Origin of the sequence: Psychrobacter nivimaris (assembly GCF_043419765.1) — a bacterium.
Taxonomy (GTDB): domain Bacteria; phylum Pseudomonadota; class Gammaproteobacteria; order Pseudomonadales; family Moraxellaceae; genus Psychrobacter.
This window is the reverse complement of sequence record NZ_JBHOFX010000004.1, coordinates 127999-141464: the sequence shown is the minus strand read 5'-3', so window position 1 is coordinate 141464 and position 13466 is coordinate 127999. Positions and strand designations below refer to the sequence as shown.

Here is a 13466-nt window from a genome sequence, read left to right as displayed (position 1 = left end):
TCAATTAGCCCTCTAGCTCTCTGGGCTACCTGACAAACTATACGCGAATTCTACGGTTAATCCAGTTAAAAGTTTTTAATGTGATGTTTTGTTTTATTAAACTTGTTAAACTATTATCTCTACATTTTATCATTGGTGCTTAATTGGTAATTTGCTACCTTATAAAGGTTGACCAAACATAATAAATTGCATTAAAAACCCACTAATAGAGAGGTTTTATGATTACTTTACGACAACTTGAGTTTGCCCTAGCCGTCGCCAAACATCGTCATTTTAAACGTGCGGCTGAAGATTGCAATATCTCGCAATCTGCACTGAGTTTGGGTATCGCAGAATTAGAAAAACAGCTAGATACTCAGATTTTTGAGCGTAATAATAAGCAAGTATTGATTACCCCTATCGGTCAAGACATCCTAACGCGTGCGCAGCGAGTGTTTTCTGAAGTGAGCGATTTGACCACGCGTGCTCATAGCCATCAGACGCCGCTTGCCTATCCTATGACTGTGGGTATCATCCCAACGATTGCGCCTTATTTGCTGCCAAAAGTACTGCCTGCGTTGCGTGCTCAATATCCAGAGTTCCGTATGACCATCGTCGAACAACAGACAGAGCGTTTGCTTGAACAAGTACGTTACGGGCATATCGACACCGCTATCATTGCGCTACCTTATGCGGTAGATGGACTACACAGTTTTGAGTTTTGGAGTGAAGATTTCTTTGCCGTGTTCCCAAAGGACGATATACATGCCAAGCTTGATACCATCAATGCTGATGAACTGGCGACTGCCAATCTCATGTTACTTGGTGAAGGACATTGTCTAACTGACCAGACGCTGTCTGTCTGTCATTTTGACCGTGCCCAGATGAAGTCAAGCTTCTCAGATGCCAGTTTAAATACCTTGATTCAAATGGCACTTGCCAACATGGGCACAACGCTAGTGCCTGAAATGGCGCTCGATCAGCTACACCTGCAAAACCAAAATGCCGTCGCCATACCATTGGCTGAAGACGGGCCGCATCGCCATATTGCCTTTGTCACCCGTCTGAACTATGCGCGTGTCGATGATGTTAGCTTGCTTGGTGAGGTTTTTAACAAAGCATTTAAAGATGCGGTAGCTAACAAAGAATAACCAAACCACTTTTACCACGGTCATAGTGAAAAAATGACATATGAAAACTGTCTCAAATAAGCATGATGAGCTTGGCAAGTACTTTGCACAGCACTTGTCAGCTATGACCAGCGATATCTCGCCAAAGCAAATAGATAGGCTTTGGCAAGATATCGTGATGCGCTATGGCGAACCACAACGTGCTTATCATACACTCAATCATATTCAGCAGTTATTGGTAGAGTTTGAGAATATTAAGCAGGTTCTGTCTGAGCCGCATATCATTGCATTAGCACTGTACTATCATGATGTAATATACGACCCAACACGCTCCGACAACGAGCTGCAAAGTGCAGAATTTGCGACAGATGCTTTGGGCCCTTATCTCAGTCAAGAGCAACGCCAACAGATTCACGCTGTCATTATGATGACCGCTAATCATCAGCTAGATACGTTGGTAGACAGTGACAAATATAACGATGCGGCGTATCTGTTAGATATGGATTTGAGTATCTTGGGTGCGCAGTGGTCTGCGTATGAGCAGTATGCAAAGGCGATACGTCAAGAATATGCACATGTTGCCGATGACGATTACCGTGATGGGCGCACTGCAGTGTTACAAGGATTACTAGCGCATCCCAAACTTTATCTGACTGACCATTACTATAATCAGTTAGAAACGCAAGCTCGAGATAATATCAAGCATGAGCTTACTTTGCTCGCAGCTTTATAAATAGCTCACTACCCTGCCGCGCTGGATGTGAATTATAGCTAGGCTCCATAATATCGATATCAAAATGGCTTTGAAAACGCTGCTGGTACTCTTCCTTGCTGCCGCCGAATGGTGGCTCTTCTCGTCCAAAATCCGTGTCAAACAACAACCCAACTAATTTGCCTTGTGGCTTTAACAGCTTTGCCATCTGCTGCACATATTCATCACGGCGCGATGGATTAATCGCACAAAAAAACGTCTGCTCAAGTATCCAGTCAAATTGACATTGCTCATCTGACAAACTAAAAAAATCCGCACAGATCAAATGCTCAGAGGGGAAAGTAGGATAGCGATCTGCAAACGTCTCAATCGGTGCAGGGGCAAAGTCAACCAGCGTGATATTGGTAAAACTTTGCTCATATAAGTAACCTACTTCATAGGCGTTACCTGCACCTGGCACTAGTATCGCCTGACCTTTCGCGCTCTCAGGTAACTGGTCGATATAAGCTTTGAGCGGTGGTGATACCTGTCCCATATCCCAACCGATGCTGTTCTTCTCATAGCGCTGCTGCCAAAACTCCGCTTGGTTGACGTTTTCCATATGACATCCCTGTATATAAACCTGCTGATTAAACGAAACGATTTGTACCATTATTCCTTATCATATCAGGCTTATGTATACGTGTCCTTATTTTAAAGGCGTGTCCCTATTTTAAAAAATCATGATAAAAATAGGACTTGTTGCTCAGCATAATGAAAGTTACACAGATGATATCGAGATATTTATTAGGGCTATTTAGATAGTTAGATAGTTAGATAGTTAGATACTTAGATGATAGGTTTAGTCCAGCTGCCCTGTCTTGCCCGCTAGGGTATTATGCCATTGCAAATAATCTGGCATCGCTGTTGCAACCGTTTGCCAAAACGCTCGGCTATGGTTGGCATGATGCAAGTGGCACAGCTCATGAACGATTACGTATTCGGTGCACTCAATAGGATAGGCAGGAAGATAAACCGATAGCCAAATTCGCTTTGCGCGTGTGTTGCAGCTGCCCCAACGCGTGTGCATTTTTTTTAATCTTACTTCATTGGCATAAGTGCCAACGATTGGCTGCCACTTTTTAAATAGTGCAGGTGCGACTTCGGAGAGTTGTTGCCGATAGTAGGTGATTTTTTCATCAGGACTGAGCGTAAATGATTGCTCTGCACCCCATAATGAAACTGAATTATTAGCAGTTGAAAAGTCTGACGACGTGCTCTGTCTACGTTTGTATTGCTCTAATACCTGCGGGTGATTTGCAATAGCCCAAGGCACCCGCTTAGCCACAGCATGCAACATTTGTAATGCGCTGATATGCATCGGTGCAGAGACCATCAACGTATAAGGCTTTAAGCGAAAATTGATATTTTTAACACGCTTTTTACTGATATGTAGCTCGATACCTGCCTGTGCAAGCTGCTGTCTGACCGTATCTAAATTGGTGTCTAAGCTAATGCTCTATCTCCTTGGCTGACTATTACTACCGTTCTAGTAATAGTCGTTATTAATCGCCATACCTGTTCATCTGCCGTTCTTATTGAACGTCATGTATTATAGTGCTTGCAAATGGTTGTCAAACGACATCATATGCAGTTGACTGTCTTTTATAATCCGCTCATGAAGTTCAATGTCGCCTACGTCTAACTTTACTTCTGGCAAAGTGTTTACTCTTAGCGCGGTTAACTGTCCTTGACCATCACTAACGATAAAACCTGTCGGCTCGGCATGTTTATCAATTTTACTCATTGAAGCACTAGAATTAGCTAACACCGAAGCCCCTGCACAATCTGGCAGACTTACATCATCAATCAGCTCGCGAGTATGCAAATCATAAATCGCCGCACAGCCACCAATCGGCGTGGTCACACACAGTAAGTTACGCTCACTATCTACCGCCACGCTAGCGATATATTGGTGAAAGCGTTGCCATTGATTGTTTGGCATAGTGAGTGGTGTAAAGCTGGCGTCACCACGTTTATGAGTCAGCACTAACGGTACATTGATATGTTTTTCACCTTGGAACTGAATACCGATCATCACTGTGCCGTCATCATGCATGGCTAAGTGGCGCACACTCATCTGATTATGCTCTGGAGTCACTTGCTCAAGCAATGTGCCATCATGACGATTCAGATAAACCAGTGATGGTCGCATGGTATCTAGATTTAGCTCTTCGCGTGAGGCCTGCTCGGTTTTGATACCACCATTTGCAATGACGAGCGTTTCGCTATCAGGATGCATAATTAATTCATGCGGGCCGATACCATATGAGTCAAACTCTGCTACTTTTTGATAAGCGTCATTAGCATCATAAATACCAATTTTGCCTGCCAAACTCACTGTGTCGTTCTCAGTTATGTAGAGCAAGCTACCATCTAAACTGTAGCAAGCATGACCATAGAAGTGACGGTCTACATCGGCTGTAATCGCATATTGAACTTGCCCATTTGATGTATTAAGTACCCAGAATTTTTCGCTTGGACGGCGACCCATGACAACGACATCACGTCTTTGAACGACACTACTATGCTGAATTTGAGCTTCAGATACATTAACAGATACAGGCTGAACAACGATGTCATGGACGCGCTCAGGCATAGTCGTCTGCCAAACGATTTGTCTGTCAGCATCAATACCTACCACACCAAAGTCGTGCTCATTCTGGCTTGATGTAGCCTGATCTTTTGGCATGGAGGCGACGCCACTGACCCAACTGACTGGTCGTGCCAGCATCGTTGTCGTATGCATGACAGCAAAGTCAGGCGTGTTACTTTTACCATCACCTACAGCATGATAAGCCTGCTTCCATGTTACCGCTGCTTGCTCACAAGCATAGCGCAAGCGCGAAAGTTTCGGCGTTGAATCAGATGCCGCTCGTAATGCCTGCAACTGTGTACGAATACCATCTACATAATCTTGTAGACTGGCATCTGGATGCTGCTGCTTACGATAACGATGGTGAATACCAACCAATGCTGCCGTACCCACTGCTGTCAGCACTGAAGTCGTCAAAAGCTCATGAGTTGACGAAGTTGTCCCAGACCGATTAGACCTATTTAACTGGTCATGAGTCTGGGCTAATGACACTGCTGTACCCGCTTCGATAGTAGACATTGTCTAATCGCCATCAGTGCTGTTAAAGCCTACGCGGATACCAAGTGCTGGGATTAACTGGCGTTTAATCAGACGAGTGACATCAGTCAGATGATCGTATAACGCTTGTTGGTCGTCCTTACTAGCCTTTGATAAATCTTCTGGCATTTGTGCCAATAATGCGGTTGTATCAGCCAATGCAGTTGATAGATTATCCGAAACTTTGTTTTCGTCATTGCTGCCAAGAATAGCCGTCAACACAGGGTCAGTCATGGCTTTATTAATCGTATCTAACTTAGCATTGATGATAGCGCGGCTTTGACCAGCAGTAGCAGCAGGTAAATGACCTTTTGCTTTCCCTGTTAGACCGAGTGGCTGATCAATGGCATTAGACTTCATGGTCTCAATCAATGATAGTAGAGAGTTAATCCACTGATTTAGGCCTCTATCGCTCTCTGCTGTTTTGTCTATCGCCAATAAATCAGTCGCGTTTTGCTGCCAGTTTTTCTCGATGTCTTTTAGACGCGTGCTCAACGCACTACTGGCACTAATCACGTAAGCACACTGACCAGCGTCTAAACTGTCATTGGCAAACAAAGCCTCTTCCAACCCTGGTACGCCTTGTACGATAGCGCTCTCGCCAGCTAGCTGCTCTGGCGTTAGTTTTGGATTGGCAGCGATTAAATCAGCCACGCCACTGTGTACGAGTCCGCGCTCGTCAGGGTAGTAGTTTATATATAGATTGCTCATGCTAGCAGTCGCAGGACCAAAGTTGACCATCTCAGCACTTGACCATGCTTGTGCCAATACTAGCCACTGTGCACGTAATGCTTGTAGCTCATCCCCACTTACTGGAGCTTGGGTACAATGCTTCTGCGCCAATTCGTTCAACAGATCGCTTTGCTTGGCTGCATCAGCATACGCAGGAATCACGATATCGTCTGCCACATGCGTCAAATACGTTTTTGCAGTCTCAGGGCTGATATCTACTGCAACGATTTGCTCAGTACTTTCTTTGCTGTTTTCTACTGAGCTGTCAGTAGCTGCACTGTCTTGCACAACTTTTTGGCTGTCTACATCTGCAGTTGTGTTGTCATCGGCAGGTTTGACACAACTGATCAACAGTCCAGCACTTAATGCAGATAGCGCCATTGCCAAAGCGTGGTTTATTTTCATAGGTTTCTCGGTAATGTTATAGGTAGTAATTTATAGCGTTTTTATACTGATTTTATAATAGCGATTTTATTACAGTGATTTTATTATAGCGACTTTAGGAACGCATTAAGCTCTGCGCGACCTTGTTTGTCCAACTTCAATACTTGTTGCTTTTGCTTTTCGGCTTCTCCGCCATGCCACAAAACAGCTTCCATCAATGTACGGGCACGGCCATCATGTAAAAACGTTGCTTGAGGATCAACTGTCTGCGCAAGTCCTACGCCCCAAAGTGCTGGCGTACGCCATTCATAAGAATTGGCTAAAAATTCAACTTGGGCACTTTTCGGTGGTAGCTTACCAGCAATCGTACGATCAGCGAGATCATCGCCCATATCGTGCAATAGCAAATCTGTATAAGGATAAATCACTTGTCCATGCTGCTCAAGATGATCATCGTCGGTTTTTGGCAACTGATATCTTGGCGTATGACAGCTTTGACAACCCATGTCATAAAAACGCTTTTTGCCAGCCAGCACGAGCTTATCATCTGCATTACGGCGATGCGGCACTGCTAAATTGCGAGTATAAAACTCTACAAACTTAGCAACCTCATCGTTTACTTCCACAGGTGATTTACCATTGCCCTGCTCATCAGCCCCTGTCGCTGCATTTAGGCAAGCGGTCTGCGTTGGCATACAGGATTCATTAGGACGGATGTTCGACGTCAGACCCATGTCTTCGTTAAAGGCACTTTGGTTTTGGGTGATAAGTTTGGTTTGACCCGCTTTCCACCCAAATCGTCCAAGCGCACGCTTGCCCGTTTGTGGATCCATGACCCAGTTAAACTTACCACTGATATCGCTATCATTACTGTCGCTGGCTTGTTTTTTAATGTCATCGTCAGGTATTTGCTCTAGCAGCCCAAGCCCAATCATCGGTAGCGCCACACGCGGCGATACCATCATGTCCTCATCAAAAGCACCATAACCAGGTTTGGTCAAATTGAAAGTTGGCGCACGTAGTGTCTCAACATATCCGTCAGCAAAGGTAACTGATTTGTCTGTCCACTGCACTGCGATTCTTGCTTCAGCAGGCACGCCCTGAATACCGCGATCTTGTAGCTGGCCACCATACATAGGATGGGCTACCTTTTCAATTAGCGAATCCTGTAGCTGCTGGCGCTGCTCATCGGTCGTCGCTGGCATAGACAGACGAATCAATAAACTATCAGCATCGTCATCCGCCGTCATCGGCGCATGACCTCGCCCATCTTTGACATGACAGGACTGGCAAGCGGCCACATTAAATAATGCGCCCAGTCCATCACGACTATCAGTACTAGCAGGTGCAACGACCCACGGTTGCTTAAAGAACGCATTACCGATAAAGAACGACCCTTTTCGAGAAGCTGCTAGATTCGATGAAGGCTTCGAGTAGCTCTCAGCACTGCTAATGCTAATACCAGAGTCACCGCCCTGCTTGATCTCTTGAGGGTCAAAGCTTACCAGTTGCTGCATCGGCACGCCTGCCAGTGTTTCTATATTTTTAGCGTGTTCGGACGACAGTGCTTGGCTTTTTTCACTGCTGCTTTCATTACTTGAGGCCTGCTCTGAAGTAACATCAGAAACATCAGAAACATCAGAAACATCATCAGAAGTGTCGTCAGAAACGCTATCAGATGGTTGACACGCACTGATAGCCATTGCACTCGCGATAATTAGCGCAAGCTTAGAAGGTATATGTCGTAGGATTTGAGTAGCAAGAGGAGAATCAGAGGGGTTAACATAATTGGCGTTCATAGAAATTAATTGCCTTAGCGCTAGAGTAGAACCATGAAAATTTTGTCATACCATCTCATTATATGTCGTCACAATCATTGCTTATCGACATATAATGAGACGGTACACCAGCCAATTGGCTCATTTAATGCTCGTAAAAATGCGTTGCCAACGGTGGCTGACAACGCACGTATTATATCTAATCTAAGTATCTAATAAACAGCGGTTACTGACCTATAACGACTAATAAAACGTCTCAAAGCTCATTAAAGGCTTTTAAATAAGGGCCGCTAGCTTAAATTTTCCTTAAAACTGTGACCCTGCATCTGCATCTAGATTATCAATTCCAACGGCTTTTGCAGCATTTTCGATACTGGCCGTCAGCTCTTGTAAGCTAGTGATGCCCGCTTCAACCCATCCACGACGGACGTTTTGTTCTTCAGCAGAGATACCTTCTTGACTGGCTTGACCGACAGTTGCAATCATCTGGTCAATCTTGATGCCGTCTTTTTCGCCTTTTTCAACGATAACGTTGAACGCGCCTTCTACTTTGTTGAATTCAGCAGCCAATTTATCAGCAGCTTCTGTATGGCCGTTATCCGTTAGATAGTCTTTGATACCGTAGCCGCCCACTGTTTTACCAGCGACTGTTGTATAGCTACCATTAAAGACGTTTTGGATACCGCGCGCATTATTGGCATAGCTCAAATGAGTTAAATCACTAAAGCATTCGTGCTCATCTTCAGTAGAACCAGTAACAAAAGCGACCTGCATACGCTCAGAAGCAAGCTCACCTAATGCTAGGCTACCCATTTGATACATAATTTGGCGCAGACCATTGTCATATTTGCGCGCTATCAAATCACTACGTAAGGTATTTTCAGTATCAGGCTGCCACTGAGCTTCCATCGCGGTCAAATCATCGACCAATAGTTGAGTTGCAGCAGTTAAGAATTCACCACGGCGCTCACAGATACTGGCATCTTCATTGACGGTCTCACCACTAGTACACTGTCCGGCTTCAGTCGCATAGTCAGTGACTGGGCGATTACCTGCACCTTCTTTTACGCCATTGTTGTCTTGACCCCACAGCATAAATTCAATCGCATGATAGCCAGTCGTTACATTAGCTTCACTACCACCGATTTCATTCATTTCTGCGAGTAGCTCAGGCGTAATCGTACTGGTATCTTGCTTGATACTACCGACAGTAATACTATCGCTATTGATGATATTCTCTTGGCTGTTATATTCGCCTTCATAGTCATCACCAACATAATCAATCAATGCTTCATCAAGTGGCCAAGCATTGATCTGCCCTTCCCAGCTATCGATGCTGTTGATAACACGTTTGTCATTAGTAGTCACAAAGCCTTCATCAAAACGGAAAATCTCAGTTTGTGAATACGGTTGACGTGCTGCTTTATAGGCAGCTTTTGCAGCATCAAGGTTCTCTTGTGTTGGGGTGGCTACGTAAGTTTCTACCGCAGTTTGTAGCGCTTTAGCCGTATCCAACGAGTCTTTATAAGCGGCGTGTGCCATATTTGCATAACTGATAATCAATCTATCAATATGTGCTTTTTCGGCAGCAGTCATCTCTGTATTATCAGCCGTCTCTGTGTTTGCTACTTCTGTTTGCGTTTCTGTCGCAGCATTGGTGTCTTCATCGGCTTGCTTTGTACAGCCCGACACCATTAACAATCCTGCAAGTGCAACAGCTAAAGTAGTTGGTAAAAGCTTACGGCTCGTTACTGTGGTAATCGTCATACATATCCTCAAGAAATATAGCAAAAAATTCGTTTTGGTTAAGTAGCCTCAATTATTTTGATAATCAAGCCATGTTACAGCAGGCTATCTTAGCCATGCACATTGACTCTCAGTGCGCACGATAAGACGTTTAATATTGTATCAATAGCAAACACTGACAAATTATAGTGTTATTGATAATCATTATCAATATTTAATTTAATATTAACTATATCTATCAATAATCGATGTTTTATTCAAACTGAAAACATAAAAAAAGAGCCAGCATATTGCTGACTCTTTTTGAAATATATGTGCTCAAATATCTAGCACATACTTAATAGCTATATAGCTATTTATTAGTTTACGCTCTGTGGTGCGTTAACTGTTAACTCAACACGGCGGTTTTGACCACGGCCATATTCAGTGTTGTTGTCTGCGATTGGACGTGACTCGCCGTAAGCAACAACGTTTACACGGTTTGAAGCAACACCGCGAGCTGTTAAGTAGTTAGCAACTGAGTAAGCACGATCACGTGACAGACCCATGTTATAAGATGCTGAACCTTTGCTATCAGTGTGACCAGCGATAGTAATTGTGTTTTGGTTGTACTGGTTCATCGTTGACGCAAGCTTATCAAGCGTTGGCTTGAATGATGAGCTAAGGGTTGCATCATCAAATGAGAACGTGATGCTACCTGGCATAACCAAATCAATGTTACCAGTGGTTGGGTTCTGCTCAACAGTTACGCCTGTACCAGCCATTTGCTGCTCAAGCTGACGAGCTTGACGCTCCATGTAGTAACCAACGCCTGCACCTAGTGCTGCGCCGATAGCCGCATCACGACCAGTTTTGTCGCCGCCTGTTGCTTTTGAAATAGTTGCACCACCTGCTGCACCAACTAAACCACCTAAAGCAGCTTTATTTAGACGCTGTTGTCCAGTGTTTGGATCTGTTGTACAACCGCTAAGTGCTAGACCTGATGCTACTGCTGCAATCATTAAAGTATTACGCATAATATTTCCTCTTAAGTTTAAAAAATCGTGCTTTTTATAAAGATTGTCCATTAATCTTTTTTAAGTACTTATCTACATTCCCCATTATTATGGCAACTACAACCTATCTCTGTGTAATATTTTGTCATACCTATGTATGAGAAGTGCAGGTTATATTTCAATGATTTTATAGGTCAAACCTTCGCGCCTTGCTACCACTAGTCACGTTTACAACCGTACACTACAACATGTTTCTGCTAAAATTATATCGCTGAACTTGTCGGCTTTAAATAGTCATGACTTAAAGCTTTACGTTCATAATATTCCTGACTTGACTAGGACAGATTCAGCGACATACGGCTTATTATTAATCAGATAGACTGAAAAGGATTGAGCATGCGATTGACATCTACCATTCGAAAAATGCATAAACGTTCGCCTAAATTGGGCAAAGCTGTGTCGCTTGCAACAGCCACTGGTGTCATCGCCGCCAATAGCTTCGGTGGTAGTATTCCTTTATGGCTAATGGGCGTCGGTAAGGTCATTACTGGTGCCTCTATTGCAGACAAAGCTGTCATCAAAATTGCTACTCACTGGATCAGTAGCAACAGTGCTTTAATCGATAACATGTTGCCTCGCAAAGATTGGCGTATCAACCTACCGGACGATATTCATACCAATGGTAAATACCTACTGGTGAGCAACCACCAATCATGGGTTGATACCAGCATCGTGCAATATATTGGCGAAAAGCGCTTGCCACTTACGCGATTTTTTACCAAGTTTGAGCTGATTTATATCCCTATCGTTGGTCAAGCTTTTTACTTTTTAGATTTTCCAATGATGCGCCGACACTCAAAAGAGGCCGTCGCCAAAAACCCTGCGCTAAAAGGCAAAGACATCGAAGAAGCCAAACGTGCCTGCGCCCTATTAAAAGACAAACCTTTTACCTTATTAAATTATTTGGAAGGTACTCGTTTTACCAAAGCCAAACAAGCTCAGCAAAAATCGCCCTATACGCACTTATTAAAACCTCGTGCAGGCGGATTATCATTGGCTATCAGCGCACTAGGTGAAGATATCGATGGCATATTAGACATGACAATCGTATATCCTGATGGTGTGCCAAGCTACGGGGACCTTTGGAAAGGCAATATTAAACGTTTGGGCGTTGACTTGCGCTACATCGACATACCAGATGCGTTGTTCGAAAGTATCAAGCAAGGTGGCTACGAAAATGACAAGGATACAAAAGCTCAAATGTTCGACTGGGTCGAACAAGTGTGGCGTCAAAAAGATGAACGTATTAGCACTATGTTGGCAGATTTTGAAACCAATCCTAAAGCGCAAGATGCCTAACAAAGATGCTCAGCAATACTAAACTGGCTGACTGTTAGACCTTATAAAATACCAAGCACAGTCTATGCAAGCGTACTAAGTAGTAAATATCGATGTAACAAACGTTGATGTAATAAACATCGAGCACGAGATAAAAAGTTATTGGACAACAAAGTTGCGGGTACAAATGTCACAATAGTCATATCTTACTTATGATGCCTACTGTTAAAACAGCCATGCATCATAAGTAAATTTTAATCAAAGATGGGTTGTTTTTTAGCCTTATTCATTGATAATGTGACTAATCATGAACTCATAGATTTTCGATGTCTACTTTAATAGTAAATAGTAGTAAATATCGAACTCTTACCCATTTTTTGTGCCATTTATTACTTATAAGGTATGACTGTGCCCACCTCTACTACTAGCTCGCCGTTAGCTACCGAATCTGTTTTGAGTCAGCCTCCTTATCCAATAAGTGATGAGCCACCAAAACCGAACCATCCAAAGCCGAGTCGCTTTAAGCTCACTTACGATATCGTCATGATTATTGCCATCAGTATTGATCTGCTATTGATCAGTATCGATGCTATTTTGATGAGCAATTTTAGTAGTAATGCTGCAGAATGGCTAACCATCAGTGAAGCGCTCAATTGGTATCAAAGCACTCTACATGATCCTCTACGTACTGCTGGAGGTTTTTTTACTATCTTTTTGGTCGTTGAGTTGCTATTGCGCTGGGCGGTTGCCATCAAACAAAAAGTCTATTATCGCTGGTTCTTTTTCCCATTCGTTCATTGGTACGAAGTATTAGGCTGTTTTCCGCAGCTACGTGCTTTGCGACTGCTGCGAGCGGTCGTTATCGGACGACGTCTATATCAGCTTGGTTATCAAGTGCTACCGCAGTCGTGGATCAACCGAATCAAGTTCTACATTGACCTACTGTTAGAAGAGCTCTCTGATCGCGTTATTTTGACCGCGATACAAAACTTTCGGCAAGAGCTAACCAGTTCAGACACACATAAATCATTCATTGAGTCGACGATTGCAAAAAATCGAAATGAAATTGAAGCGGCCGTATTGTCCGTACTGCGTACAGAGCTTGCACCGAAGCTGCAAGAACTAACCGCCTCATCAGGTGGTGGCAGTATATTGGCTAGCGAAATGGGCAATGCTATTGAAGAAGGATTGGCCAACACTCCTGAGTTGCGCCGCTATCTACGCATGATACCTATTGCGGGCAGCCTGATTGAGTCACAGCTACATCACGTTGGGCACAATATCGGTGAGAATGTCGTCAATGCATTAAACAAGCGACTTTTAGACCCTAAGCGCTTGGATATATTAATGATGGAAATTGCTAGCGGTATTGCGCAAATAGATACCAATAATACAGCGCTAGATACTTTAATTTCTAGTATCATTGATGACAGTTTGACTGCGTTTGAAGCGCAAGTAAAAGTGCAGCAATGGAAGCACCAAGATATGCTAAATCTATAG

At 43.6% G+C, this 13466-nt stretch carries 11 protein-coding genes; 4 read left to right on the top strand and 7 right to left on the bottom strand.

All coding sequences use genetic code 11. The features are described 5' to 3' along the window. Positions 1-218: 218 nt before the first annotated feature. On the top strand, positions 219-1130 hold the full coding sequence (locus ACHEVO_RS10030; RefSeq protein WP_201568716.1) for a hydrogen peroxide-inducible genes activator: 912 nt from the start codon (positions 219-221) through the stop codon (positions 1128-1130). A gap of 40 nt (positions 1131-1170) precedes the next feature. Continuing rightward, on the top strand, positions 1171-1842 hold the full coding sequence (locus tag ACHEVO_RS10025) for an HD domain-containing protein (protein WP_394124811.1): 672 nt from the start codon (positions 1171-1173) through the stop codon (positions 1840-1842). Here ACHEVO_RS10025 and ACHEVO_RS10020 read toward each other — a convergent pair. The 7 genes from ACHEVO_RS10020 to ACHEVO_RS09990 form a co-directional block, all read right to left on the bottom strand. Continuing rightward, positions 1820-2422: a methyltransferase domain-containing protein gene (locus ACHEVO_RS10020; protein ID WP_394124810.1), complete on the bottom strand. Its 603-nt coding sequence runs from the start codon at positions 2420-2422 to the stop codon at positions 1820-1822. The two genes, ACHEVO_RS10025 and ACHEVO_RS10020, sit on opposite strands and share 23 nt — an antisense overlap. A 240-nt stretch (positions 2423-2662) precedes the next feature. Then, positions 2663-3316 (bottom strand): M48 family metallopeptidase, encoded by a 654-nt coding sequence (locus ACHEVO_RS10015; RefSeq protein ID WP_394124994.1) that lies wholly within the window; start codon positions 3314-3316, stop codon positions 2663-2665. 96 nt (positions 3317-3412) lie between these two features. Continuing rightward, a complete protein-coding gene (locus tag ACHEVO_RS10010; RefSeq protein WP_394124809.1) occupies positions 3413-4975 on the bottom strand; it encodes a DUF1513 domain-containing protein in 1563 nt (520 codons plus the stop codon). Between the two features lie 3 nt (positions 4976-4978). Beyond that, a complete protein-coding gene (locus ACHEVO_RS10005; RefSeq protein WP_394124808.1) occupies positions 4979-6130 on the bottom strand; it encodes an imelysin family protein in 1152 nt (383 codons plus the stop codon). A gap of 83 nt (positions 6131-6213) precedes the next feature. Beyond that, positions 6214-7908, bottom strand: a complete 1695-nt coding sequence (locus ACHEVO_RS10000; RefSeq protein ID WP_394124807.1) for a di-heme oxidoreductase family protein — start codon at positions 7906-7908, stop codon at positions 6214-6216. Between the two features lie 285 nt (positions 7909-8193). Next, complete coding sequence (locus ACHEVO_RS09995; RefSeq protein ID WP_394124806.1) at positions 8194-9654, bottom strand: imelysin family protein; 1461 nt, start codon at positions 9652-9654, stop codon at positions 8194-8196. Between the two features lie 338 nt (positions 9655-9992). After that, entirely contained in the window at positions 9993-10649 is a 657-nt protein-coding gene (locus ACHEVO_RS09990) for an OmpA family protein (RefSeq protein WP_057761553.1), read from the bottom strand. Positions 10650-11024: 375 nt separating this feature from the next. Between ACHEVO_RS09990 and ACHEVO_RS09985 the strand changes: the two genes are divergently transcribed. Both ACHEVO_RS09985 and ACHEVO_RS09980 read left to right on the top strand, forming a co-directional pair. After that, the gene (locus ACHEVO_RS09985; RefSeq protein ID WP_394124805.1) at positions 11025-11987 is read left to right on the top strand and encodes an acyltransferase; all 963 of its coding nucleotides are present in this window, start codon (positions 11025-11027) and stop codon (positions 11985-11987) included. Between the two features lie 381 nt (positions 11988-12368). Further along, a complete protein-coding gene (locus ACHEVO_RS09980; RefSeq protein ID WP_394124804.1) occupies positions 12369-13466 on the top strand; it encodes a hypothetical protein in 1098 nt (365 codons plus the stop codon).